The 23,192-nt window shown below is 48.2% G+C and carries 26 protein-coding genes; 12 read left to right on the top strand and 14 right to left on the bottom strand.

Annotated features, from left to right (window positions below; genetic code table 11):
* The first annotated feature begins 138 nt into the window (after window positions 1-138).
* Both AC286M_RS07325 and AC286M_RS07320 read left to right on the top strand, forming a co-directional pair.
* Window positions 139-393, top strand: a complete 255-nt coding sequence (locus AC286M_RS07325; protein ID WP_488203751.1) for an NDH complex assembly factor CRR9 — start codon at window positions 139-141, stop codon at window positions 391-393.
* Between the two features lie 7 nt (window positions 394-400).
* Window positions 401-712: a DUF6737 family protein gene (locus AC286M_RS07320; RefSeq protein WP_488203750.1), complete on the top strand. Its 312-nt coding sequence runs from the start codon at window positions 401-403 to the stop codon at window positions 710-712.
* Here AC286M_RS07320 and panB read toward each other — a convergent pair.
* The 3 genes from panB to AC286M_RS07305 form a co-directional block, all read right to left on the bottom strand.
* Window positions 674-1,495, bottom strand: a complete 822-nt coding sequence (gene panB / locus AC286M_RS07315; protein WP_488203749.1) for a 3-methyl-2-oxobutanoate hydroxymethyltransferase — start codon at window positions 1,493-1,495, stop codon at window positions 674-676. The genes AC286M_RS07320 and panB overlap by 39 nt on opposite strands.
* A 120-nt stretch (window positions 1,496-1,615) precedes the next feature.
* Window positions 1,616-1,993 (bottom strand): type II toxin-antitoxin system PemK/MazF family toxin, encoded by a 378-nt coding sequence (locus AC286M_RS07310; RefSeq protein WP_488203748.1) that lies wholly within the window; start codon window positions 1,991-1,993, stop codon window positions 1,616-1,618.
* Window positions 1,959-2,153 (bottom strand): hypothetical protein, encoded by a 195-nt coding sequence (locus AC286M_RS07305; protein WP_488203747.1) that lies wholly within the window; start codon window positions 2,151-2,153, stop codon window positions 1,959-1,961. Before AC286M_RS07305 ends, AC286M_RS07310 begins: the two co-directional genes overlap by 35 nt.
* 250 nt (window positions 2,154-2,403) lie before the next feature.
* Here AC286M_RS07305 and AC286M_RS07300 point away from each other — a divergent pair, with 250 nt between their 5' ends.
* A complete protein-coding gene (locus AC286M_RS07300; protein WP_488203420.1) occupies window positions 2,404-3,552 on the top strand; it encodes a transposase in 1,149 nt (382 codons plus the stop codon).
* A 53-nt stretch (window positions 3,553-3,605) separates the two neighbouring features.
* On the opposite strand, the gene AC286M_RS07295 is transcribed toward AC286M_RS07300, so the two are convergent.
* Window positions 3,606-4,337 (bottom strand): SMI1/KNR4 family protein, encoded by a 732-nt coding sequence (locus AC286M_RS07295; RefSeq protein WP_488203746.1) that lies wholly within the window; start codon window positions 4,335-4,337, stop codon window positions 3,606-3,608.
* A 33-nt stretch (window positions 4,338-4,370) separates the two neighbouring features.
* Entirely contained in the window at window positions 4,371-4,934 is a 564-nt protein-coding gene (locus tag AC286M_RS07290; protein WP_488203745.1) for a Uma2 family endonuclease, read from the bottom strand.
* 363 nt (window positions 4,935-5,297) lie between these two features.
* On the opposite strand from AC286M_RS07290, the gene AC286M_RS07285 reads away from it, so the two are divergent.
* The 3 genes from AC286M_RS07285 to AC286M_RS07275 all read left to right on the top strand — a co-directional run bounded on the left by AC286M_RS07285 (window position 5,298) and on the right by AC286M_RS07275 (window position 6,836).
* Window positions 5,298-6,038: a histidine phosphatase family protein gene (locus AC286M_RS07285; RefSeq protein WP_488203744.1), complete on the top strand. Its 741-nt coding sequence runs from the start codon at window positions 5,298-5,300 to the stop codon at window positions 6,036-6,038.
* Between the two features lie 107 nt (window positions 6,039-6,145).
* Window positions 6,146-6,445 carry a P-II family nitrogen regulator gene (locus AC286M_RS07280; protein ID WP_488203743.1) on the top strand — a complete coding sequence of 100 codons (300 nt, stop codon included), beginning with the start codon at window positions 6,146-6,148 and terminating at the stop codon, window positions 6,443-6,445.
* Between the two features lie 106 nt (window positions 6,446-6,551).
* A complete protein-coding gene (locus AC286M_RS07275; protein ID WP_488203742.1) occupies window positions 6,552-6,836 on the top strand; it encodes a pentapeptide repeat-containing protein in 285 nt (94 codons plus the stop codon).
* A 175-nt stretch (window positions 6,837-7,011) separates the two neighbouring features.
* On the opposite strand, the gene rbp is transcribed toward AC286M_RS07275, so the two are convergent.
* Window positions 7,012-7,326, bottom strand: a complete 315-nt coding sequence (gene rbp, locus AC286M_RS07270) for an RNA-binding regulator (protein WP_488203741.1) — start codon at window positions 7,324-7,326, stop codon at window positions 7,012-7,014.
* 544 nt (window positions 7,327-7,870) lie between these two features.
* On the opposite strand from rbp, the gene AC286M_RS07265 reads away from it, so the two are divergent.
* The 6 genes from AC286M_RS07265 (at window position 7,871) to AC286M_RS07240 (ending at window position 14,538) form a co-directional block, all read left to right on the top strand.
* A complete protein-coding gene (locus AC286M_RS07265; protein ID WP_488203740.1) occupies window positions 7,871-9,460 on the top strand; it encodes a B12-binding domain-containing radical SAM protein in 1,590 nt (529 codons plus the stop codon).
* A 65-nt stretch (window positions 9,461-9,525) separates the two neighbouring features.
* Window positions 9,526-11,220, top strand: a complete 1,695-nt coding sequence (gene hflX, locus AC286M_RS07260; RefSeq protein ID WP_488203739.1) for a GTPase HflX — start codon at window positions 9,526-9,528, stop codon at window positions 11,218-11,220.
* A gap of 317 nt (window positions 11,221-11,537) precedes the next feature.
* The gene (locus AC286M_RS07255; RefSeq protein ID WP_488203738.1) at window positions 11,538-12,989 is read left to right on the top strand and encodes an N-acetylmuramoyl-L-alanine amidase family protein; all 1,452 of its coding nucleotides are present in this window, start codon (window positions 11,538-11,540) and stop codon (window positions 12,987-12,989) included.
* A gap of 301 nt (window positions 12,990-13,290) precedes the next feature.
* Window positions 13,291-13,680 carry a glycine cleavage system protein GcvH gene (gene gcvH, locus AC286M_RS07250; RefSeq protein ID WP_488203737.1) on the top strand — a complete coding sequence of 130 codons (390 nt, stop codon included), beginning with the start codon at window positions 13,291-13,293 and terminating at the stop codon, window positions 13,678-13,680.
* A gap of 244 nt (window positions 13,681-13,924) precedes the next feature.
* A complete protein-coding gene (locus AC286M_RS07245; RefSeq protein WP_488203736.1) occupies window positions 13,925-14,203 on the top strand; it encodes a Txe/YoeB family addiction module toxin in 279 nt (92 codons plus the stop codon).
* Between the two features lie 35 nt (window positions 14,204-14,238).
* The gene (locus tag AC286M_RS07240) at window positions 14,239-14,538 is read left to right on the top strand and encodes a type II toxin-antitoxin system Phd/YefM family antitoxin (protein WP_488203735.1); all 300 of its coding nucleotides are present in this window, start codon (window positions 14,239-14,241) and stop codon (window positions 14,536-14,538) included.
* A 110-nt stretch (window positions 14,539-14,648) separates the two neighbouring features.
* Here the strand turns inward: AC286M_RS07240 and AC286M_RS07235 are convergent, their stop codons facing one another.
* The 8 genes from AC286M_RS07235 to AC286M_RS07200 all read right to left on the bottom strand — a co-directional run bounded on the left by AC286M_RS07235 (window position 14,649) and on the right by AC286M_RS07200 (window position 22,576).
* Window positions 14,649-15,095: an HNH endonuclease gene (locus tag AC286M_RS07235; RefSeq protein ID WP_488203734.1), complete on the bottom strand. Its 447-nt coding sequence runs from the start codon at window positions 15,093-15,095 to the stop codon at window positions 14,649-14,651.
* Window positions 15,082-15,327 (bottom strand): hypothetical protein, encoded by a 246-nt coding sequence (locus tag AC286M_RS07230; protein ID WP_488203733.1) that lies wholly within the window; start codon window positions 15,325-15,327, stop codon window positions 15,082-15,084. Before AC286M_RS07230 ends, AC286M_RS07235 begins: the two co-directional genes overlap by 14 nt.
* 336 nt (window positions 15,328-15,663) lie before the next feature.
* Complete coding sequence (locus AC286M_RS07225; RefSeq protein WP_488203732.1) at window positions 15,664-16,833, bottom strand: GIY-YIG nuclease family protein; 1,170 nt, start codon at window positions 16,831-16,833, stop codon at window positions 15,664-15,666.
* A gap of 202 nt (window positions 16,834-17,035) precedes the next feature.
* Complete coding sequence (locus AC286M_RS07220) at window positions 17,036-17,689, bottom strand: type I restriction endonuclease subunit R (protein ID WP_488203731.1); 654 nt, start codon at window positions 17,687-17,689, stop codon at window positions 17,036-17,038.
* Window positions 17,690-17,691: 2 nt separating this feature from the next.
* Complete coding sequence (brnA, locus tag AC286M_RS07215) at window positions 17,692-17,925, bottom strand: type II toxin-antitoxin system BrnA family antitoxin (RefSeq protein WP_488203730.1); 234 nt, start codon at window positions 17,923-17,925, stop codon at window positions 17,692-17,694.
* On the bottom strand, window positions 17,906-18,175 hold the full coding sequence (locus AC286M_RS07210) for a BrnT family toxin (RefSeq protein ID WP_488203729.1): 270 nt from the start codon (window positions 18,173-18,175) through the stop codon (window positions 17,906-17,908). The genes brnA and AC286M_RS07210 overlap by 20 nt, the downstream gene beginning before the upstream one ends.
* Window positions 18,176-18,198: 23 nt before the next feature.
* On the bottom strand, window positions 18,199-18,693 hold the full coding sequence (locus AC286M_RS07205; RefSeq protein ID WP_488203728.1) for a CIS tube protein: 495 nt from the start codon (window positions 18,691-18,693) through the stop codon (window positions 18,199-18,201).
* 34 nt (window positions 18,694-18,727) lie between these two features.
* Complete coding sequence (locus AC286M_RS07200; protein ID WP_488203727.1) at window positions 18,728-22,576, bottom strand: hypothetical protein; 3,849 nt, start codon at window positions 22,574-22,576, stop codon at window positions 18,728-18,730.
* Window positions 22,577-23,192: the final 616 nt, after the last annotated feature.

Raw genomic sequence — 23,192 nt, 5'->3', positions numbered from 1 at the left:
AGTTGGGAACTAGAACTGAGATCGCGCTTTGGGCAATCAAAAAGTGCGATCTCACTATTCCCCTTTCTTCCCCTCGCCCCTGCTCCTTCGCCTCCTTTATCATAGAAATGAAGCTTGAGTTGTACCCTTAACCGTACGATGTTAGATCAAACTGCTCAATTTCTGACTCCCGAAGAATCCGCGCAAGTTGACGCTGCGCTGATGGCCTCGCCTGAAAAATTTTTAACCCGCTTGACCCTGTCTACGCACAAGCTGCTTAAGTACATCGCCAACGACCTGGATACGCCCGTGGAAGAACTGACGACCGAGCAGATCATTGCCTGGTTTGAAAACGACGCCAAAATCAAGCGCGAACAAGGCGTTGAGGCATCCGTCCTGAAGTGGCAGGTGTAGGTCGCGAATGGCCGTTATCCCTTCACCGGATTCACAACCACCCGAACTCATGCCAGAAGAACTTGCGCCAGAGATTGACTCGCTGAATCCCTGGCACTACAAGCCCTGGTGGTGTCAGCCCTGGTCAATTGCGCTGACGGGCATAACGCTGATTAGCGGGAGCTGGTGGGTGTTTCACTGGCGCTGGCTAACGCTGCTGGTGGCGCTACCCGTCGGCGTCTGGATGGGCTTCTTTCTGCTGATTTGGCCGCGCCTGATGCGTGAGTATCTACGCGAGTATTCAGAAGTGCGATCGCACCCAGTTGATGAACAGCTCTAGCTCCTCGGTGGGCATGTGGCGAGTATTGTCTTCGGACGGAAACCACTGTTCAGCCACATCTTTCTGATAGCGCTGCATGGCGGCTAGGGTTGTTTCACCATAGCTGAGGTAGCGCTTAGCGAGACGTAGCTTCCTCGGCGTAATGCCCAGAATGTCATTCACAATCAGCACTTGACCATCGGTGTAGCGTCCGGCTCCGATGCCAATGGTCGGAATCTGTAGCGTTTCAGTGATCAGCTTGGCCACTTCTTCGGGCACTAGCTCTAGAACAAGTAACTGAATACCTGTTTGCTCTAGCCGCTGGGCATCTTCAACGATGGCCTTTGCCTGTTCAAAGGTCTTGCCCTGCACCGCCTTCTTTAAATGGGTTTGAGGCTGTAGTCCCAAATGCCCGCAGACTGGAATTCCGTTTTGGATCAAATGCGTCGCGATGTCGGTGCGATTTCCCTCAAACTTGATAACATCCGCCCCATTCTGCATCAAATGCTGAGCGTTGGTCAGCGCTTGCTCCGGCGTCTCGTAGGTGGCGTAAGGCAAGTCGGCCAGAATGTAGGATTCCGGTGCGCCGCGTCGGACGGCTTTCAGGTGATGGGTGATGTCGTCCAGCGTGACCTGGGTTTCATCGTCATAGCCCAGAATGTTGGTGCCAACGCTATCGCCGACAAACAGAACGTCAATCCCGGCCTGCTCCTCTAACACGGCAGTGGGATAGTCATAGCAGGTCAGCGCCGTAATCTTCTCGCCGCGATGCTTCTTGGCCTGTAAAAATGCTGCGTCTCTCATGGCTTGTTTCCCTCCGTCTTGATCGTATCAAACCGATCCCGCTGACGACATGAATCGCTTGAATGGAATGCGATAGGGAAACCGAATGGGCAAGTACGGAAAGTGCGATCGCGCCTTCATTTACCCTGAGCTGCCAATGCTCAAAACAATGGCTAAAGCCTGGCTGACTTTTTGAATGACTTCTTCATCAAGCTTGCCGATTTGCTTAGTTAATCGTTGTTGGAAAACGGAACAAACCTGAAACGTATCTACGGCAGATAACTTGCTTAAGCCATTTTCTGACGTCGGCTCAACTTTTACCATCCACGGCACCTGAGCAAATGCATCATTCCAGCCCGTAATAGGTACAACGACTTTCAATCGGAGAATTCCAATCTCATCATTGCTAACGATGACACAAGGGCGAGTTTTGCCAATTTCATCACCAACGGTAGGGTCAGCACCATAAATCCAGATTTGACCTCTACGCATAGTCGGAATACTCACAAAAGTCTTCATCCTCAGTATCAACAAACTCAGTCAACTCGCTACCCTCCATATAGAAAGGACGCATAATTTCTGCTGCCGCTGCTAAGCTGGTTTTTTCCGGCTTCTCCATATCTTCACGCACTAGCCGTAAGGCAAATTCAATCACCTCTAGTCGTTCTGCGTTCGGCATTTGTTTGATAGCTTCTAAAACTTGAGTTTTTATCATAATGTTTGTGTTGTTAAAAACGCGATCGCATCTCTTACCTATACGTCAACAGTCCGGACAGTTTTTGGGAGAGTGCGAAGAAAGCTATCCACCGTGTAGAGTGCGAATGTACCTAACATGTCGCACCAATGGATAGCCTCAATCGGATTCTAACCGGTTTGCTGGAGACAGCAGGCCATTTGGTAAACCCCAACAACAGTTTTTGTTGACCTTGATGACCACAATTTTCGTGGTCTGTGGCAAGGTGAACTACGCCAACCTCAGTCGTTACAGTGACTTAAGCGAGCGAAGTTACCGTCGACACTTCGAACGGGGCATTGGCTTCGAAGGACTCAATCAAGCACTGATAGAACCATTAAGACGAGACGAGGCGGTTCAGGTCGCAGTGGTCGATTGCACCTTTATGGAAAAAAGTGGACGGCACACCTACGGTCTAGACCAGTTCTACAACGGTAAAACCCAGCGTCCAGAACGGGGCTTAGAACTGTCAGTGGTGGCGATTGTCGATCTGGAGCAGAATACAGGGTACACGCTGTCTGCCCAGCAAACCGAGGCAGACTTACCTCATTTGAGAGCGTCTTCGAAACAGGGAAAGGGCGCGAAGGGCAACCGGATTGACTTCTATCTGGGGCATCTGGCCTACTGCCTGACGTTCTTCCCCACTTGGATTCGCTACATTGTCGCCGACGGGTTTTACAGCAAGTACAAGTGGGTCACTGGCGTGGTGCAACTCGGGTTTCATGCGATTGGCAAACTGCGCTGTGATGCCAACCTCAAGTTCCTCTATGAGGGGCCATACCAAGGGCGAGGTGCTCCTCGACGCTTTGACGGCAAGGTCAACCTGCAAGACCACCGACGATTTCAGTTGGTCAAACGCTTGGACGATGGAGTTTATCTTTATACCGCCATCGTTTGGTCGGTCAGCCTCAAGCGCAACATCCGGTTGGCCTATCTGCTCAAAGAGCATCGGGGTCGCCGCAGTTATGTCGTGCTGTTTTCTACCGACCTCAACATTGACCCGTTCCTCCTTTACCGGTGCTACACGGCCCGATTTCAGATTGAATTTATTTTCCGTGATGCTCGTCAGTTTACCGGGTTAGTGGACTGTCAAGCTCGCTCTGCCGAAGCGATAGACACCCATGTCAATGCCAGTTTGATGGCACTGAACCTGGCTAAAGTCGCGTTGCAAAACAACCAGAAAGACGATGATTCGCTGAGCTTCTCGCTCGCCTCTTTCAAACGACTGGCCCTCAACCAACATCTTTTAGACCGATTTATTGACCAGTTTGACTTGGAGCCGACTTTAATTAAATCCCATCCTAATTACCAAAAGCTGCTTGATTACGGGGCGATAGTCTCCTAAATCTGTCCGGAGTGTTGTATACGTAGATACTCTTTTTAAAATGGAATACTTATCTAGAAATCAGGTACCAACCACCATTTCTGAGGATAATCCTGATATTGTCGGCGAATTTCTGAAACCTTTCCCAAAATCTTTGACGATTCTTGTTGCTCATCAGACTTCTGTCGAAAGCCAGCTTCATAGCATTCTGCCTCTGCTTGCACCATTTTAGTCAAGTTTGAATAAATAATGGGATACTCATCATATTTTCCTCCTACAAAATCAACACTGATGATAGGGCTTGTATCTTGTTGTACCGAATCAACAACGACAGCATGACATCCTTTAACCGTGTCGTAAGACCAAAGAATTGGAAAAAGACGAGGATGCCATACAATACGTGCCCAGGCAAATGTACTTTCGTCTATGCTGTTTATCAACTCATCAGCCCAATTTAGATCTATTAAACCTGAGTAGCCGCTTGAGAAATAGTAATATTGCTCATAGTCTTTCTTAGAAAGGGGTTGCGTTATGGCTTCGTAGATTGCAACTGCTGTTTCTAATGGGAGAAATATCTCGCCCATAAAATATTGTCCGTGCCATTCTTCATCTACCCAAGCTCCATTTCCCCACTGGTAGAGTTCATAAACTTCTACAGGCAAACGAAAGGGTAATCCTGCTGTAAGATCGTCAATTTCTTCTCTGGTCAGGCCTTCTTGAAGCGATTCAAAACGAGCATACTCTAACGATTCATGTTCCTCTAAATAAATAAGAATTCGTTCCAAGGCATCTGTTAAATCTGACATTTTTGACGAATACGTTACTGTAGATCTCTCTTCTTACTCTAATAACCAAGCAAACAGCCCCTGAATCGTAAGCTGTAGATGACTTGCAAACGATGGCACAAGGATAACGTCCGTTGGTATATCCAATACTTCGGGTTCTTGCTTCGGACGATAGATAAACACCGTTTGCTCATCTGGATCGATTAGCCAACCCATCTGAGTTTCATGCTTCAGGCAGTGGAGAATGTTTTTGGTGACTTTGGTTTGGCTTTGATCGGGAGACAAGATTTCAATTGTCCAATCGGGCCCAGATGGAAACACATTTGCCACTTCTCCATTCTGATCGCGAGGAATTCGGTTCCAGAGAAAAACAGCAATGTCAGGAACCGTTGAACGACCTCCAAAGGTACAGCGTAGCTCAGGAAACGCGCGTGCAATCCTTTGCGGCTTGACGGCACGATTGATGGCAGGCGTCAGTTCGCCTTGAATGACACTGTGCTTCCCTTGCGGCATCGGTTTCTGAATGACTTGACCATCAATGTATTCACTCGCCGGCTTTGTTTCCGGTAATTGCAAAAACTCCGCTAAGGTCAGTGCTTTCGATGGGACTTGTACCATTTGGGCTAACCCTCATCAATCTGCCAGCTTAGGTACTATTCTATGTAGAAACTCAATAGTCTGATGCGATCGCATTAACCAATACCAAGTTCTCGAACAAAATCGCTGTCATCCCTAAAATCAGTAACCCCAAGCACATCTCGGTACTAGTCTTTAAACAGGTAATGAATTGCGAGGAGCCTTGACTAGAAGCAGAAATTATAGCCGTTTGCCTAAAAATATCCCCAAAATGCTTATCTGGCAATGCTTTTCGGCATCCATTACCCGCCAATACTCCAGTGCCCTCATTTTATGACTGTGCTATCAAATAGAAACATGCAGTAATCCTTAGCCCCGCTGATGCTGATGCGGAATCTTGACCGAATGCAGATTCAAACTCGACGATGGAGCGGCATTTGCTTTAGTCTGCTTGTCAATTTACTCATCGTCAGTTGCGCCACTAATCAAAACATTAGCCAAAACCCAGAAAACCCAGAGCCGCTAGCCTCAGCCACGCCAGAAACCGTCAGTCCTGCACCCTCACCCAGTGCTGAACCGGAAATCCTAGTGGTTCAAGCAGATCAAGCAGGCATTCCACCGGAAGAGGCAGAGATTTGGGCCAAGCTGCAAAACGCTGATGCAGAAAACGAAACCTATGCTGTGCTGTTGCGACATGCGATCGCACCGGGCACGGGTGATCCAGCAAATTTTCAGTTGGGTGACTGTTCAACTCAGCGCAACCTGTCGGAAGAGGGGCGGCAGCAGGCCAGAGCAATCGGTCAAGCATTTCGCGATCGCAACATTCCAGTCAAGCAAGTTCTCTCTAGCCAGTGGTGCCGCTGTTTAGAGACGGCAGAACTGATGGATATTGGTGCGGTAGAACCCTTTCCACCGTTGAACTCCTTTTTCCGCGATCGCAGTACTGCTGATGCTCAAACCGCTCAAGTCACAGATTATCTAAAGGCGAATCAACAGGATTCTGGTGTTATTGTGATGGTGACGCATCAAGTGAATATTACCGCTCTGAGCGACATTGTTCCTCGATCAGGTAGTGCAATCGTAGTTCAGCTCAACGCCGACTCGGTCAACGTAGTCGGTCAACTCTCAGAACCCTCTGCACCCTAATCGTCTCTACATCATTAATTGAGTCAAATTGAGCCAATAATTGAGCCAATTAGGATGTTGACCAGAGCGTTTAGTAATATTCTCTCACTATATTATTTGGAGATTTTATGTCCTCGTCATTAACACAGGGTACGTTGGTCACGATCATTGGTGAAGCCGTTTTACAAGATCGACTGATCAAAATGCTCACCACATTAGACGTATCTGGCTACACCATCATTCCAGCCAAGGGTGCAGGCAGTCATGGCAGACGCATGGGCGATATCGCTGGCTACAATACCAATATTGAAATCACCACGATTGTTTCCGCCGACGTTGCATCCCAAATCATGGATCAACTGAAACCACTGCAAGATCAGTACGCCTTAATTGCGTTTCAGCAAACGGTAGAAGGGTTGTTTGACTAAAATTTAAGAGAGTAGCTCTGCTGCATCTCGAAAACTCTCAATCTTCAATGGCGGACGCTACATTGCTATACAACCAACAAGCGTATACCTATCGCCACACATGCCTATGGATACCACCGAACTCCAAATGCTCTACGCAGCGGGAGAAAGAGATTTTCATAACGTGGATCTTAGTTCAGCTAGCCTCAGCTATATTGACCTACGAGGCGCGAACTTAGTTCGGGCTAACTTGCGCCATGCTAATTTACGCTGGGCTGACCTCCGGGAGACGGACTTACGCTGGGCTGATTTACGCGGCGCAGATCTGAGTTGGGCAAAAATCAACGGTGCAGAGCTTGATGCCGCTAATCTAAAGGGCACCAAGATGCCAGACGGCAGCATTCACGAGTAATGCGAAGCCCAGGAAAAGCTTGCATCGTGAAACTGCCTGCTCAGTAGGCAGTTTCACGATGCAGGTTTTCAACAAAACGATTCAATAAAGCGATAAGAAAAGAGGCAAGCACATGTGCTTGCCTCTCCTAGTTAAGATGGTTAATTTTGCCTAAAGCAAGATGCAGCCTGACAATTTAGTAGCTGCGGGAATAGCTATTGTTGCGACGACCGCCGCCACCGAAAGAACCACCGCCGCCACCGCGCTGTTCGCGAGGCTTGGCTTTATTAACTTTCATATCGCGGCCCATCCACTCTGCACCGTCTAGGGCTTCAATGGCAGCTGCTTCTTCAGCATCTGAACCCATTTCTACAAAGCCAAAGCCGCGCATACGGCCCGTTTCGCGATCGGTGGGCAGTTGAACCCGCTTAACTGAACCATATTCTGCAAAAACAGCAGTTAGGTCAGCATCTGTAACCTCGTAGGACAGGTTACCAACATAGATTGACATAGGATTGTCTCCAAAATAGCAAGGATGGAGAGTGAAATTTCGGAGAGAAGCTTGTCAATGGAAAAACGTGAAAAACCGTTAATGCTAAAAACAAATGCTGCAGCCGATATTTATTCTCTGAAGCCACTTTAGCATCTAAAACTGATTTTGGATAAGTTTGTATAACTTAATCTTTAAACGAATCCAGGTCAACTCCCTTTGCGGCCACGGTGCGATCGCACAATGCTTCGGGGTGAAGCGCGATCGCAGATCGGGTAGATGGGCGCGACATCTGCCTTTAGATAGTTTTTCCAGAAATAATTATCAAGCTATACGTTGAATCATTAAGTTGGATTAGCAATATTTTCAAAACTTCAACCCAAATCAACACAGCTATTTGTACAAGTCTTTTGTACACAGCCCTCTTCAGACGCTAGGCCCAACTTTTTCTGAATATCAAATTCTAGGTAACACTAACTTTGTTCTGTCAAAGGCTCGCACCGCAAGCCTTTGACAGAATTAGGTTTTTGCTGGATTTCATAGCCAAAATATTATGAGGAAGCTTATGAAAGCCCTACTGCTTTATCCTCGATTCCCCCAGTCTTTTTGGTCTTATGATCGCTTCATGGAGATTGCTGGACTGAAGGCGACCATTCCTCCGTTGGGAATTATTACGGTTGCAGCCCTTTTACCGTCAGATTGGGACATTCGGTTTTGCGATCGCAACGTTGAATATGAAACAGAAGCAGACTGGCAGTGGTGTGACATCGTTATCCTGTCCGCCATGCTGGTGCAAAAGCCCGATTTCCAAGCATTGATTCGCAAAGCCGTTCAGTTAGGTAAACCCGTTGCCGTTGGTGGTCCCTATCCCACATCTGTGCCCCAGGATGCCTTGGATGCTGGGGCACAGTTTTTGATTTTGGATGAAGGGGAGATCACCGTTCCCCTATTTCTTGAGGCTTTGCATCAAGGCCAGACAGAAGGCATCTTTCGCGCCAGTGAGAAACCCGACGTCACCCAAAGCCCCATGCCCCGCTTTGATTTACTCAAGCGAGAGGCTTATTTGATGATGGCCATTCAGTTTTCGCGCGGCTGTCCGTTCAACTGTGAGTTTTGTGACATCATTTCTCTCTATGGTCGCAAGCCCCGCACCAAAGAACCCAGTCAAGCCCTAGCAGAACTGCAAACCCTCTACGATTTGGGGTGGCGTGGTTCACTGTTCATTGTCGATGACAACTTTATCGGCAATCAGCGGAACGTCAAACGGTTTTTGAGAGAACTGATTCCCTGGATGCAGCAGCATCACTATCCGTTCAGTTTTATCACCGAAGCCTCTGTCAATTTGGCCGAAGATGATGAATTACTTCAACTGATGAGCGAAGCAGGCTTTTATGCCGTCTTTCTGGGGATTGAAACGCCCGATCAAGATAGCCTGCAAGTGACTCGAAAACTGCAAAATACCCGCAATCCCCTCATAGAAGCCTGCCAGAAGATTAATGATGCAGGCTTACTCATCTACGCTGGGTTCATTCTTGGATTTGATGGAGAGCGATCCGGTGCGGGCGATCGCATTCAGACCTTCGTTGAACAAACCAGCATTCCGCAGCCGATGTTAGGTATTCTCCAGGCGTTACCCAATACGGCTCTATGGGATCGGCTCAAGCAAGAACAGCGATTAATGGCAGGTAACGGCCATCCAACTGGCGACCAGAATACCTTAATGAATTTTGTCCCAACCCGCCCAACGGCAGAAATTGCCAGAGAATATCTGGACGGAGTTTGGCGCATGTATGATCCCCAACGTTATCTCAGGCGTTGTTTACAGCAGTGCCTCAAGATTCGCGGGCTGGAGCGTCGCAAGCAAATGATGCAGTTTCCGCTGAGTCGGGGATTACGATTAGTCAGTCAACTCATTTGGCATCAGGGAATTCGCCGTCCGGGCATTCGGAAACAATTTTGGCATCAGCTCTGGATCATCCTCTGGAATAAGCCACAGATGCTGAATATGTATCTCGGATTGTGTGCGGCAGGAGAACATTTCTGGCAGTATCGGGAATTAGGGAGACAGCGCATCACTGAACAGCTTGGCTACGATCCCTTGACAACAACATCACCCGTTGTGACTACTCCAGAACGGCTACCCGTACCGTTTTGATCCCTGAAGTCTTCGGTTTTGATGCAAAATGTGAGAATACACACTCAAGTCTTACTCCAAGTGAGGTGACGCCTATCGAAACGATCTACGGCAACCTAAAAGGACTAAAGCCGAGCCAACTCAAGCAACTGCGGCGACTCTACCAGCAGCGCTTACCGGGCGATCGCATCATCACGCCAGAATTCGCCCAGCGCCTCGCTGCCGTGAGTACCGACCTGAACCAGCCTGTTTCCGCCTATATCAACCGTCGGGGACAGGTGATCCGCGTAGGCGTGGGTAATCTCCGTCAAACCCAGATTCCCATGCTGGAACTGCCGCGCTATGGTGCGGAGCGGCTCTGTGGCATTCGCTGTATTACGACTCGCACCAAAACGGAGCCGCCCAGCGATGCCACACTGACCACAATGGCCGTCCAGCGACTTGATGTGCTGCTGACGCTAACGCTGACTGGAGAAGGTTTTGAGCGACGCGGCGGTGGCGCAACGGGCTACGTGAAAGAAGCCTACTTAGCTCACCTCGTGCCCCATCCCGAAGCTCAGTGGACGATATCGCCACCGCTGGATCTGGATGAGGTGGCGCAGCAGGACTTTTTGGCGCTGGCCGAAGGTCTAGAAGAAGAATTTCGCCGCGAATATGTGGCGCAGCATGTTGATCCGGATCAGGATCAGGTGCTGATTGTAGGCTTGATGACGCAAGACCTGACGCCGCAGCGGTTTCAGGATTTGATTGCTGAACTGGAGCGGCTGGTGGAATCGGCTAATGCTGAAGTAGTTGGCGTCGTTAGTCAGTCGCGATCGCGACCTCATCCCCAAACGGTGGTCGGTGCGGGTAAGGTGCAGGAAATTGCCCTCGCCGCCCAGACTAAAGGGGCAAACCTGATCGTGTTTGACCGCGATTTATCACCCGCGCAGGTGCGAAATCTGGAACAGCAGATCGGCATCCGGGTTGTAGACCGCACTGAAGTGATTCTCGACATCTTTGCTCAGCGGGCCAAAACCGGAGCCGGAAAGCTCCAGGTGGAGCTGGCCCAGTTGGAATATATGATGCCGCGCTTGGCTGGACGGGGTCGCACGATGTCTCGACTGGGGGGCGGAATCGGCACCCGTGGCCCAGGTGAAACCAAGTTGGAAACCGAGCGGCGAGCCATTCAGCGACGGATTTCGCGATTACAAAAGGATGTGACTCAGCTCCAGGCGCATCGATCTCGGATGCGGCAACAGCGCCAGAATCAGGATGTGCCCTCGATTGCGCTGGTCGGCTACACCAATGCCGGAAAATCCACGCTGCTGAATGCGCTGACCAATTCCGACATCTACGCCGCCGATCAGCTCTTTGCTACCCTCGATCCGACATCGCGACGGCTGACAATTACCGACGAGGAAACCCATGAGCAAACGTCGCTGGTGCTGACGGACACCGTGGGCTTTATCCACGAACTGCCGCCCTCGCTGGTGGATGCGTTCCGGGCCACGCTGGAGGAGGTGACGGAAGCCGATGCTCTGCTGCACGTGGTGGATGTTTCCCATCCCGCTTGGCAAAACCAAATCCGTGACGTGATGGAAATTCTAGGCGATATGCCCGTCACTCCGGGGCCGATTCTACTGGTGTTCAACAAAATGGATCAGGTCAGCAGTGAAGACCTCGAACTGGCCAAAGAGGAATACCCTCAAGCAGCCTTCATCTCCGCCCGCGATCGCACTGGCCTAGAAACCCTGCGCCAGCGAATTATGCAACTGATCGACTATGCGATCGCAACCTAAACATCCTGCATTGCCCTCACCCTAAATCCCTCTCCCGCTGGAGAGGGGCTTCTGATCCGGCTCCCCTCGCCCTGTGGGAGAGGGGCTGGGGGGTGAGAGCAGCGTCCTATCGTTGCAAAATGCGACGGCTTGCCCAGATTTTGCAAAATTGATCTACCATTAGGTGCTTTTTGCGCTAAACGCAAAAGCACATACGAAATTTAGCGATAAATCCCAAACTGATTGTGTGTGACCGTCGAGCCAAGCTCGACGGTCACACACAATCAAAATTGGTTTTACTAGCAGATTCCGTATTATGTGGGGAGTTGAGGATAAGCATGGGACGTATCTTTTTGTCTGCCGGACATGGCGGCGTGGAAAATGGGGTTAATGACGCGGGTGCGATCGCAGGTGGCACCACAGAAGCACAGGAAATGATCCTCTTAAGGGATCAGATTGTGTCGATGTTGCGATCGCAGGGTTTAGAAGTGCTCTCCGTACCGGACGACCTCGATACCGACGGGACAATCGCCTGGATCAATGGTCGGGGCCGAATTGATGACGTAGCCCTAGAAGTCCATGCTGACTCGTTTTCTAACGTGGCGCTGCGGGGGGCCAGCGTCTTCCACATTGCCAACAACGAAGAACGCAAAGGCCACGCCGAAATTCTCCTCTTCAACCTGCTGCGCCAAGTTCCCCAGTTGCCCAGCCAAGGAGTTAAACCCGATACCCAGTCGGCGCTTGGCAGTCTGCCCTTTTGTCGCCAAACCGTCATTCCCTCGCTGCTGATGCAGGTTGGCTCCCTCAGCAACGCCGAAGATCGCTTTATCCTGCAAAACCAGCGCCGCGACCTCGCCCAAGGCATCGCTGAAGGACTTACCGTCTGGAGTCGCGCGGTTAACAATCAAGCCTCTGCCATCACCCCTACCCCTGCTCCAACAGCCACAGCCTCAACTACTTCCCCCGCCACTCCCCCGTCCCCCATCCCCATCCAATCCCTCGCCACCGTCAATCCACCCCCCGGCACCGTCTACCCCGGCATCAACATCCGTATCAATGGAGCGACCTATCCCGAACAGGGCTTAATCATCAACGGCAACTCCTACATTCCGGTTGATCTGGTCGATCAGCTTGGCGTCAATATCGCCACCGATCCTAGTATTTACCGCGTCCGCTACGGCAATGTCGTCTATGTCAAAGCCGTTGATCTGCGAAAATTCACCATTTCTGTCAGTTGGGAAAACCCAACTCGTACCGTTGTGCTGCGATCGGTGCTGCAAATTTGTCCGGGGCAGGTGGATCGAATTATGGGAGCGGGCAACACGTCTGAGGTACAGCTGCGGGTCTTTCTGGAAACGCGCAATCCTACGGGTTTAACCCGCTTCCCAGAACTTCCCAAGCTCTATCGCCAAGAAGCGGCCATTGAAGGCGTCAACTACGACATCGCTTTTGCCCAAATGTGCGTCGAGACTGGCTTCCTCACCTTTGGCGGCACCGTGCAGCCTACTCAGAACAACTTTGGCGGACTAGGCGCAGTTGGCAACAATGCCCAAGGAGCCTCGTTCCCCAGTGCCCGCGTTGGTGTCCGCGCCCAGGTTCAGCACCTGAAAGCCTACGCTAGTACCGCTCCCCTAGTGCAGGAAATTGTTGATCCCAGATTTCGCTTTGTGGCCCGTGGCATTGCCCCCCTGGTTGACCAGCTCAGTGGTCGCTGGGCGGCAGATCCGAAATATGGCGAAAAGATCTTGTCGGTCTTACGGCAGATTTATGAATCCGCTGGTATCTTGTGATACGTCCTTCGTAGGGTGGGCATTGTCCATCTGATTCATTGGTCATATAAAAGACCCTGGAATATGGACACAACATTAAATACTTTGAGGTTCCATAACGATACGGTCTAGATTTCAGCCAAAATGTTATTCTGCAAGAGTTTGGAGAATACGCAACGTTTTCGTCGAGTGGCACTGAATATCAATTGGGTGAACAACGCCCACCAAACAAGAATCGGATATTGCTTTTCTCAGTAGCACTTAGCTCCAACGTCTTTGATGAGTGTTCCCTGTACGGTCTATCTAAAAGTGAGGATTGACGATGCCTTTTGATTATCCCAGCGATCTAAAATATCTCGACACCCACGAATATGTTCGCTTGAGCGACGACAACGTTGCCACTATTGGGATTACAGCGTTTGCCGTCGATCAGCTAGGGGATATTGTCTTCCTTGAACTACCCGAGATAGACGATACGGTCGAAAAAGGCGAAACTTTCGGCAATGTGGAATCGGTAAAAGCGGTTGAAGAACTCAACTCACCCGTGACGGGAACGGTACTAGAGCGCAACGAAGCGCTAATTGACAGTCCAGAGCAACTGGCCGATGATCCCTACGGCGATGCTTGGCTGATCAAGGTCAAAGTGGACAATATTGAAGATCTCGATGATGCGCTCTCGGCAGACGAGTATCGCGATCAGGTTGAGGGATAAGAGAAGGGTTAAGTGCGATCGCAGTTTTATACGCTGCACTGATTTTGAAAAGTGCGATCGCACTGCTTAATGCACTTCAAATTTGCGATCGCACCTGACCTGAGAAAACTAGGATCGCATCAGAGCAAAGCTGCTAAGTTTCCTTATCTAGGAGATCTGCGATCGCGCTAAATCTAGCAGGGATTTTAGATCACCATTAACAGAGTTAGGATTACTGCATGTTTTTTTGATCGCACGATGATCGATGGGTGCAAGTCGGCGCAAACGTGAGGCTGTTTTTCAGCCAGAGTTTATTGAGGATATGGAGTTTTGGGTTAAAACAGACCGCAAGATGGCGCTACGTCTGATTAAGCTAGTGCAGGAAATTCTGCGTGATCCATTTGAAGGGACTGGCAAGCCGGAACCGCTCAAGTACAATTTGTCTGGAGCTTGGTCACGACGGCTCAGCAAAGAGCATCGGATCGTTTATCTGGTCAGTGATGCACAAATCAATTTTCTACAAGCTCGCTACCACTACAATTGAAGTAATGCTGTGGCGTGTCCTCAGAGGTAAAAACGATGAGAGAACTAGTTTCACTAGTTGAGGCTCAAAAAAATCTAAAACAGCTTTGCCAGCAAGCCATTGCGACACAGCAGCCAATCACGATTACCCAAGAAGATGGGCAAAACGCAGTATTGATTTCTGAGACGGAGTTTAACAGCTTACTAGAAACCCTACATTTGCTGAAATCACCCACGAATGCAGCTCGTCTGCTCAAGGCGCTAGATCGGGCTAAAGCGAATACGGTTGAAGCGGAAACGGTTGAGGCGCTGTGTGAGCGGCTGGGATTGGATGAGGATATTGTGGCCGCTAGTTGAGCAAGACTCGTAGTTTGAACTGCGATCATCGTGCTTAACCTGAGAAAACTAGGATCGCATTAGAGCAAAGCTGCTAGGTTTCCTTCTCTAGTAGATCTGCGATCGCACTGTTATTGCTGTGGATCATCGGCAGGTGGATGTAGCTGAGCAGCCATCCATTGCTGTCGAGCATTTTGGATAAATGGTTCTTCCCGACGTTCATCATTCAAATCGAGGCGATTACAGGTAGCACGTCCAGATGGGGTTGTGCCAATGATTTTTAAAGCATTTGCTGACCACACAAAATGTTCTGACCACTCTTGCTGACGTGGGTCGAACAACGGAACTTCAGTATTCGTTTCTAGATCGATTCCGGTTGTGAAGTTATAACGTCTTTCGTTGCAGCGACGACAGGCTAAGGCAAGATTGTCTAAGTCGTCGCTACCGCCAAGAGATTGGGGTTGAATGTGATCGATGGAGAGGGGAGCAGAACTGAGCAGTTCAGGATAGTGACAGTATTCGCATCGAAACTGGGCGCGTTGGCGAATGGCTGCATAAAGCGATTTAGGAATGACCATTTGCCCTAGCAGCAATGACAGCGTTGATGTAGCTGAAAATTTCGTCTAGCTCGCCAATCGCTTCTAGTTCGAGGGCTTCATCTGGAGTCAGATCATTTGCTTTCTTCTTATCCAGCAGTATTTGCATCCGCTCACCCAATTCATCGGTGAACTTAAAAAGGGGCAGGTTATTGATCTGCTGAACTCGCAATCCCTTTGGGATCAGGGTCGAGGGCTTGAGAAGTGTGGTCATGGCTGAAGTTAGGAACCGTTGGGATGACCTGATCATAGCAAGATAGTTTTCTGCGATCGCACTCTCAAATCTGCGATCGCGCCACTTGATGCACGGCACTTTCAAATGTGCGATCTCACTTAACCTAAGAAAACTAGAATCACACCAAAGCAAAGCGGCTAGGTTTCCTTATCTAGGAGATCTGCGATCGCGCCGCTTGATGCACATCCAAATCTGCGATCGTGCCACTTGATGTACGGCGCTTTCAAAAGTGAGATCGCACTTAACCTGAGAAAACTAGAATCGCATCAGAGCAAAGCTGCTAGGCTTCCTTGTCTAGGAGATCTGCGATCGCGATTAGAGGCTGCTTATTTTTAGATGCGAAACATCGTATGTATTTATCGTTAATACAATTGTCTGCCTGAAGAAGATTTTGAGTCCGCTTCGAAAGTGATGAGGGAAAAAGGTGAAATCCTTTATCACTGAGTATTCCTGATCTAAAAAAGCGGCATAAATGTTCTTATTGCCTTTCGAAAAGATCTCAATTTTCTCAATGATTTCGGAAGGCTTTAAGTCAGCGCATTGAACTTGAAATACTTTCTTTTCTGTCTTCCACTTAAACTTTTGGCCTTCTTTGTCAATCTTGTTCAATCTACTTAATTCTTCTAAAAAGTAAGTAGCTATCCTTTCAGCTTCCTTCCTATCAAGATTCTTAAATTTAACTATGTAATCAAGAAGGACATCAACTATATCAGATTTACTAATCCAGCTTTTTTCTCTTAAAAACAGTCTAATAATACAGGAAAATTCATCTTCTCTTCGAAATAAAGTATTATCTATCTTTTCGACTAAATTTATTTTTTGGAAAATTACATCTTTAAGTTCTCCATACAGATAGTCATATAAGTAGTCTTTAGCTCCATATCCTGTTCTAAGCTTTTTCCAAAAATTTTTGCCTATCCACTTTAGCTCTTCGGGAGGCTCTTCAGATAATTCATAGCATGGTTCACCATCATCCATTCCAATTTCTTTGAGGTAAAGAATAGCTTGCTCCTCTGAAAACCCCTCTGTTCTCTCCATCATGATGTCTAGATTTCCAGCTTCTCTGCTTAAAGGTCTTCCTGATCGTGAATGTTTTGCGAAATCCATCCAACCTGTGAAACCATCTCCACCATCTGTAAGATTCGTCAGAGTGCCGGAACCCAAATTAGATCGACCTATTTCCTTTATGAGTTTGCATTCTTGATCTAATGCATCCTCCTCCTCCATATAGAAATCAACTATCCCATAAATAATTTGGTTTCCTTGGTTCAATATTTTTCTTATTATATTTACCTTATAAGAATTTATTTCCTCTTGTCGCAATGCTTCTTGTTCATGTGCAAATAATCTATATTGTTTGCCCTTGCCTACATAAAAAATATCATTTGTATCTGGTCGAATTAAAATATAAACATAAAACCCATTTTTCTTGTTTTGTTTTATTAGTTCTCTTACAGCCTTTTTATCTGTACTGACAATTTTCATCTAGATGTATCGAAATGCGATAAACATTATTCTTGAGATATAATTATATTCTGTTTGCTTCTAACCGAGTGTAGAGGTAAAAAGGCGATTTTCAATCCTTTAAATTGAGCTTTGCACTTCAACTTAACTTTATAGAAGATATTTCAGTTCTCTTAAGCAATTTGTATTGGCTCTGTAGACAAAATTCCTAGTAAACGTTACCTTAAGCCACCGTTTGACTGAGCCGTTTTAGAACTTGTAGAACCATATGCAGTTCCTGCTCAGAGGCCAAGGCTGCAAAACTGCGAGAGAAATTGTACTGTCTTGCCTCCCCTTGCTCCAGCTTGACAAACACCGAATCATCTCCGTTCGTCATCAGCGCAAAGCTAGGTTTCTCAGGATGAGGATTCCCCGTTAAATAGGCCAGCGTTTGCGGCAAAACAGACCAAACCGACAGCGCTGTTTTCTTCGACTCCAGCACCACCACCCAAAACTGCTCCTTCAAAACCAACACATCTAAACGCCCCTGCAAAACCTCCTCTGGATTGGTCAACGTTAACCGCACAGACTCCTCTGCCTTCAACTGAAACGGCGGATCGTAAAACCCAGCCAGCGTCAACAGTGGCGACGCAAACAACAGCAGCACGGTACTCTCTAGCAAGTGCCCCTGCGTTGGTTCCTTGGAACCGGTCTTTGACCATCGCTGATAAAGATAGCGGCGGCGCATCTCAGCCAGCCCTAACGTTTCAGCATCTGTCAGCTCAGGCAAATCTGTATACCACTCCCGAAAAAACTGATCGTCTTCCGTGCGAGTCAGCGAAAACCGCTCCTCTGCTTCTGCCAGCGTCGTAATTGCTTCAGTGATGGCAACTGACATTGTTATCCACTCACGCTCTGTTCTAATCGTTCAGCAAGCCATACCTTGATAATTGATTGACGGCTGACTCCCAGACGGTTTGCCTCTCGATCCAGAGCTTCAATCATCCAGATCGGAAAATCGATGCTAATTGGTCGTTGCTCATAAGCAGGTCGTCTCATTTTAGATAAATCTAGATCAGCGATGATGTCTTCTTCACCATCGTCAAACTTTTGGTCAAATTCTTCCGCTTTCATAAAGTGTCACCTCGTTCTGCCGTGCCCGCCGCACCGAAATAATTCGAGTTTTTCCGTTTCGATTGGTTATAACCGCAGCCCATATCTTTGTTTCAATTCTACCGATGATGATTGAACGAGGTTCATCTACAGTGCGAGCTGGAATTTCAAGGCGATTATTGTCTTGCCACAGGATTTGAGCTTCAACGAAGTCAATTCCGTGTTTGAGCTTATTGGACTGGCTTTTATTGTCATCAAACTCAAATTCCATCGTGAGTCTCTGCCAATTTTCAACTACCAGCGACTACTGCTAGAGCGATTCCCACTGGGCGTACTCGTATTTCCATTGGAAGTCGTTTCGCCAATCTCCTCCAAGGATAAATTAACCACCGCTCGCACGGGAGTGCCATCCGCCAAAAACAGCGTCAGCTTGTAGCTCAGCGACTGCACAAAACAGCGCAGATACTCCTGGCTGCCCCAGGTGAACAGATAAATCGGCGGGCGTTCCTTATCATCCAAAAACTCAACCGCTTGCTGAAACTTGCTGATGTATTCCGTGTAGACATTCTTGCCCGTTTCATAGGTATCAAACGTGAGATTGCTCAGCGAGAGCTTATAGGGTTCCGGCGAACCAAACGTCACCTTTGGTAACCCCTCATCCGTGCGGGCACCATCCGAGCGATTCAGATTCATGCTGCGGCTGAAATCCAGCTCCGTCGGGTTAAACATGAACTCAATATCATCACCGCCCCCTTGGGCAATCAGCTTCGCTTTCACCAGACTGGTCATTGCTTCTCCTCCCTACAAGCGCATTTGACGACAACTACCGGAAACGATTCGGATAGCCAGCCCCGTGGCGCTCCTGCTCAATCGCCAACCGCTGCCGCAGCAGACTATAGATTTCCTGAGCCAGCAACTCCAATGCCTCAGCGTAATCCGCCGCTGCCTCAGAGCTACCCCCTGAGCGAGAAATCGTCACAAACGGCTCATCCTCAGACGCTTGAATTAGTGTTGCACCTGAGTTTGCGTGTGACGGGCTGAACTTGGCCTGCACTTGGGTCTGCGTAGCCGGAAGACTGCGGGATGATCGCGCAGGTGCCACTCGGCTAACCGATAAGGTTGATCGCGGTTTACCAGCCTGCCGAACAGGTTGCAGGGTTGATTGCGATTTCGGCTGCGTTTCTGTTTGCGACGATAAAACTGAACTGGTCGGCGGCGTTTTCTGTGATGTTGATTTCCGCTGAATTTGAGAGGGTTGAGGTGCTGCCGCCTGTTGCCTAGCCGTATCCGCAGAGGACTCTAGGGACGGCATCTGCTGCACCAGGTCTTCTAAACTTGACCATTGTGTAGGAATTGAGGGAGAAGAGGAAGGTGCGGAGGAAGAAGGAGGTGCGATCGCACTCTCTCCTTTCTCTTGAACATCGACGGTCGAATCTTGAATTGTCTCAGAATCCGCAGCACGGGACGGATCTACCTGGCGCTGAACATCAGGAAGTCCAAAAGTTTCTCCTGGAGCAGATTCAGTTGGCGTGGGAGCCGATAAATGCTGCGTTTGCTCAACCAAGTCAGCCAAACTCGACCATTGGGTCGGAACACCCGCTTCTAGACTAGAATCTGCTGGTGGAGGACTGTCTAACTGATCGCGCTGGATTGAGTTAGTTGGTGTTTGACTAAACGATTGAACAGACTGAGTCGCCGTTTCTGATTGACTATTATCGGTAAGCTGATCGCGTTGTATGTTATCCGGTTGTTGATCCGCTAGCTGAACAATTTCTGCTAAAGGATCTGCTGCTTGATGCGCCTCGGCTGATGGAGAGCGCTGTATTTGATCTGGCGCAAGATTGAGCTGAGAGGGTGTTTCCTGCTCAGTTTGTTCAGCCTTGGATCTTTGAACGAAGTTTGCTGATGTCGATCTTGCTTCCTGTGATCCTGTTAAAGAATTTTCTGACTGCTCTATCTGTGGGCTTGCTTGTAGATTATGTGCCTCTGGCCGAGAGCTTTCTGACTGATTACCTGTTTCACTCGTAGTCGATGTACCGGAAGTTTGATTAACAGAAGTGTCAAGCAACGGTTGAGATTGAGCAGCCTGCTGATTTGCAGCCGGATCAGCTGCATTGGCTAGAGATCGATTGATAACAGGTTGATTGGGCTGATCGGTCGAAATTTGATTTGCTGTTGGATAATCTATTGAGCGTTGAACCGAATCTGGTGTGGGCATACCGTTCGAATCCTGCTCTGCTGCCTGAGAAGTTGAATGGCTGCTTTCTATAAGATTTGGACTTGAGTTGATCTGATTAGTCTGGTTAATCTGGTTAACCTGGTTGATCTGATCACTAGGCTGACGCTGAATGTCTGCTAAACCTTGATGAGATTCAGGTTGATCCGCATAGCTATGATCGGTTTGTTGAAATTGAACAGCATCGATTGACTCATTCAGAACTAACTTAGTAGCCGCAATTTGTCGCTGCAAGTTAGATGTACTAGAAGCAGTATGAGCAGGCAAGCTATTTCCTGCTAACCTTTCTCCAGCAGAGGTTTCATCTTGATAGCTACCTGTCGCCAAACTCACATTCTGGTGCTGAATATTGGCCTCAGTGTTTGCTTGTGGCTGAATTTGCTTATCCTGACTTGCTTTAGACTGAATGGCTGTTGTGGAAATAGGAGTTGTTGTCAAAGACTGCAAGATGCCAATCGGTCGCAGTACGGTAATTGGAGTCTGGTCAACTTGCTGATCCGTCGTTGATGCTGCTTCGTGTTCAGCGTTTGTTTGCGCTGACTTAGCCTGTACCAAAGGTTGTTGTACAGAGTTGATCTGTGATGATTGAGCTTGTGTTGACGACGGCTGTACAGAATTTACCTGTGTAGATTTAGCCTGCACTGATGGCATTTGCGTCGATGGCTGCAACGGTACTGACTGTTCTGAACCCGCTGGTTCTAAATCTGTGTGTATAGGCTTAGCCTGTACAGACGATTCTGGCGTTGATGGCTGATTGAGTTCTAAGTCCTCTGAACTCGCTTGTCCTGGATTTACTTGCGTAGGCTTAGCCTGTACGGACGGTACGGGTATTGATGGTTGATTGAGTGCTAAGCCCTCTGAATCCGTCTGTTCTAAATTTGCTTGTGTAGACTTGGCTTGTACGGATGGTTCTGGTGTTGATAGCTGATTGAAGTCTACGTGTTCTGAATCTGCCTGTTCTATACCTGGCTGCACAGTTTGAGCCTGTATGGATGGCGTTTGCGCTGGTGATGGCTGTGTTGGTGATGGTTGTGCGGGTGATGCTGCCGCCGCTGGCTGATTTGGCTCTAAGTTCTCTGAACCTGTTGGTTCTGGATCGGCCTGCTCACGCTTAGCTTGTACAGAAGGAACTTGTGTTGATAGCCGATCCTGGTCTAGATCCTCTACAGAATCTGCTTGTGTGAACTTAGCTTGTACAGAAGGAAGTTGCGTTGATTGAGCCTGCTCTGGATGGTTTACAGCAACTTGTTCTGGATCAGTCTGTATTAGTTCAGCCAGCTCTGGATGGTTTATAGTGGCTTTTTCTAAATCAGTTTGTGTTGATTGAGCCTGTACAGTTGGTGTCTGTGCTGATGGCTGGTTGAAGTCTGGAGTTGCTAGCTGTTCTGGAACTGCCTGTGTTGAACTTGTCTGCGTTGAACTTGCCTGTATTGAGTTTACTTGCGTTGATTGTGCTTGAATAGATGGTGTTTGCGCTGTTGGCTGTGGCGTCGTATTAGGCTGAACTGATGACCTAGCTGTTGTCTCTGTTTCAAATGTGTCAGTGGTTTCTGGTTCAGATTTACGCTGCAAATTGTTCTCTAATTCAAGCAAAGATCTAAATCCCAGATCAGAATCCTGTTGTAGCTGAATATCTGGCTGCTCTGAAGTTTGTGATTCTACTGTTTGTGCACTACTAGCTTGAATGCTGGGAATTCCTTCAAATGGCGCTTTCTGCACCTCTTGATTCGATTGTTCTGAACTCGGAGTTTGCGTTATTGTTACATGGCTAGCTTGAATACCAGATGCCTCTTCAAGCAAAGATCCTGGCGCTTCCTGAGATGCTTCATTTGAAAGAGATTGCCGCTCATCTATTGCAGAACTCTCAGATGAACCATAAACCGGCTGAGCCGCAGATAGTTCACTAGTTGAAGTTATCTCATCTGTGTTTCGATTGAGAATATTCTGATCTGTACTGGATTGCTGTACTACGGGAGAAACTGAGCTACTATCCGCTGAAATAGGATTGTCTAGAGAAGGCTCAGAAAGACTGCTAACAATAGCGTGAGACGATTGGGCTGCTTCATCTGGAGCAGTAAAGTTTGAATCCGTAAATCGTTGTACAGTTTCGTTTGGAGTGGCAGGAGTTGGAATTGTAGGAGTAGCTGAAGATGCGATCGCATCTTCAATACTTAAAGCTGAAGCACGTTGTATGTTGGTGGGCTGAGAATCCGCTGTCGTTTCCAACGTGATGCTGGAAGATGGCTCTACAGAATGATTCTGCTGATGAGACTGATGTATATTATGCTGTAAATGAGTATCTGCCTGAGCAATTACGCTGCTAGTATCTTCAATTTGGCGCTGAAGAGGCTGTTCGTGAGGCGTGTCAGTGTGTAAGGTTGATGATAGATCAGGTGCGATCGCATCTTTAGCACTTAGCTGATCCTCAGATGTCATATTCCCAGCCGAAGCCGAGCCAAGATTCTCATCTACAGCATTGCTGAATTCCTCAGCCTGGCTAGATCGCTGGACATGATCAGCGGATTGACTTTCTGCGGATCTTGTTGGCTCTGAAATAGAATTCCTAACCTGAGCTGCTTGATTTGCTGCATCAGCTGAAACTAGATCAGAAGTAGGTTGAGTAGCATCAGTTTTTGTTTGAATTGTGTCGTCTGCTAAGTGAGTAAGCGCTTGATTCTTAGGGGCATTGATCGGTGAAGCTGAAGTAGCAGTAGATCCTATATCTGGCTGTCCTATAAGGTTAGATGATGGTGATCGAGAAAGAGTTTTTGATTCTGTTGAAGGTGTAGTAGAAGAATCAGTAAATGCTTCAATCTTTGTCTGCTCAGAGCGCTGAAGCATATTAGGTTGCAATGCGCTAGATGACTGGCTTTGCAACTCAGCAGCTAAACGACTAGATGTAGTATCAACTTCCGCTATTTGATTGCTGGAAGTTGATGTAGCTGATTGAGCCTCACTATCAATACTTGTAGAAGTCGCTGAACTAGTTGTTGAATTAGTAACAGAGCTAGTAGTTGAAGCTTGAATTTGCTGATTAGGTGGCGATTCTGAG

The organism is Thainema salinarum CENA647 (genome assembly GCF_057732415.1).
Note: the sequence above shows the minus strand (reverse complement) of the source record. Positions and strands in the feature narration are given on the sequence as shown.

Bases quoted from the DNA above. Each gene is read 5' to 3' on its own strand.
- AC286M_RS07230 (WP_488203733.1), bottom strand. From the start codon at position 15,327: ATGACCACACTTCTCAAGCCCTCGACCCTGATCCCAAAGGGATTGCGA.
- AC286M_RS07265 (WP_488203740.1), top strand. From the start codon at position 7,871: ATGAAAGCCCTACTGCTTTATCCTCGATTCCCCCAGTCTTTTTGGTCT.
- AC286M_RS07200 (WP_488203727.1), bottom strand. From the start codon at position 22,576: ATGACATCTGAGGATCAGCTAAGTGCTAAAGATGCGATCGCACCTGAT.
- AC286M_RS07240 (WP_488203735.1), top strand. From the start codon at position 14,239: ATGAGAGAACTAGTTTCACTAGTTGAGGCTCAAAAAAATCTAAAACAG.
- AC286M_RS07235 (WP_488203734.1), bottom strand. From the start codon at position 15,095: ATGGTCATTCCTAAATCGCTTTATGCAGCCATTCGCCAACGCGCCCAG.
- AC286M_RS07210 (WP_488203729.1), bottom strand. From the start codon at position 18,175: ATGGAATTTGAGTTTGATGACAATAAAAGCCAGTCCAATAAGCTCAAA.
- AC286M_RS07255 (WP_488203738.1), top strand. From the start codon at position 11,538: ATGGGACGTATCTTTTTGTCTGCCGGACATGGCGGCGTGGAAAATGGG.
- AC286M_RS07205 (WP_488203728.1), bottom strand. From the start codon at position 18,693: ATGACCAGTCTGGTGAAAGCGAAGCTGATTGCCCAAGGGGGCGGTGAT.
- AC286M_RS07290 (WP_488203745.1), bottom strand. From the start codon at position 4,934: ATGGTACAAGTCCCATCGAAAGCACTGACCTTAGCGGAGTTTTTGCAA.
- brnA (WP_488203730.1), bottom strand. From the start codon at position 17,925: ATGAAAGCGGAAGAATTTGACCAAAAGTTTGACGATGGTGAAGAAGAC.
- AC286M_RS07320 (WP_488203750.1), top strand. From the start codon at position 401: ATGGCCGTTATCCCTTCACCGGATTCACAACCACCCGAACTCATGCCA.
- rbp (WP_488203741.1), bottom strand. From the start codon at position 7,326: ATGTCAATCTATGTTGGTAACCTGTCCTACGAGGTTACAGATGCTGAC.
- AC286M_RS07220 (WP_488203731.1), bottom strand. From the start codon at position 17,689: ATGTCAGTTGCCATCACTGAAGCAATTACGACGCTGGCAGAAGCAGAG.
- AC286M_RS07295 (WP_488203746.1), bottom strand. From the start codon at position 4,337: ATGTCAGATTTAACAGATGCCTTGGAACGAATTCTTATTTATTTAGAG.
- AC286M_RS07280 (WP_488203743.1), top strand. From the start codon at position 6,146: ATGTCCTCGTCATTAACACAGGGTACGTTGGTCACGATCATTGGTGAA.
- AC286M_RS07275 (WP_488203742.1), top strand. From the start codon at position 6,552: ATGGATACCACCGAACTCCAAATGCTCTACGCAGCGGGAGAAAGAGAT.
- panB (WP_488203749.1), bottom strand. From the start codon at position 1,495: ATGAGAGACGCAGCATTTTTACAGGCCAAGAAGCATCGCGGCGAGAAG.
- AC286M_RS07225 (WP_488203732.1), bottom strand. From the start codon at position 16,833: ATGAAAATTGTCAGTACAGATAAAAAGGCTGTAAGAGAACTAATAAAA.
- AC286M_RS07285 (WP_488203744.1), top strand. From the start codon at position 5,298: ATGCAGATTCAAACTCGACGATGGAGCGGCATTTGCTTTAGTCTGCTT.
- AC286M_RS07305 (WP_488203747.1), bottom strand. From the start codon at position 2,153: ATGCCGAACGCAGAACGACTAGAGGTGATTGAATTTGCCTTACGGCTA.
- AC286M_RS07310 (WP_488203748.1), bottom strand. From the start codon at position 1,993: ATGAAGACTTTTGTGAGTATTCCGACTATGCGTAGAGGTCAAATCTGG.
- AC286M_RS07325 (WP_488203751.1), top strand. From the start codon at position 139: ATGTTAGATCAAACTGCTCAATTTCTGACTCCCGAAGAATCCGCGCAA.
- AC286M_RS07300 (WP_488203420.1), top strand. From the start codon at position 2,404: ATGACCACAATTTTCGTGGTCTGTGGCAAGGTGAACTACGCCAACCTC.
- AC286M_RS07245 (WP_488203736.1), top strand. From the start codon at position 13,925: ATGGGTGCAAGTCGGCGCAAACGTGAGGCTGTTTTTCAGCCAGAGTTT.
- gcvH (WP_488203737.1), top strand. From the start codon at position 13,291: ATGCCTTTTGATTATCCCAGCGATCTAAAATATCTCGACACCCACGAA.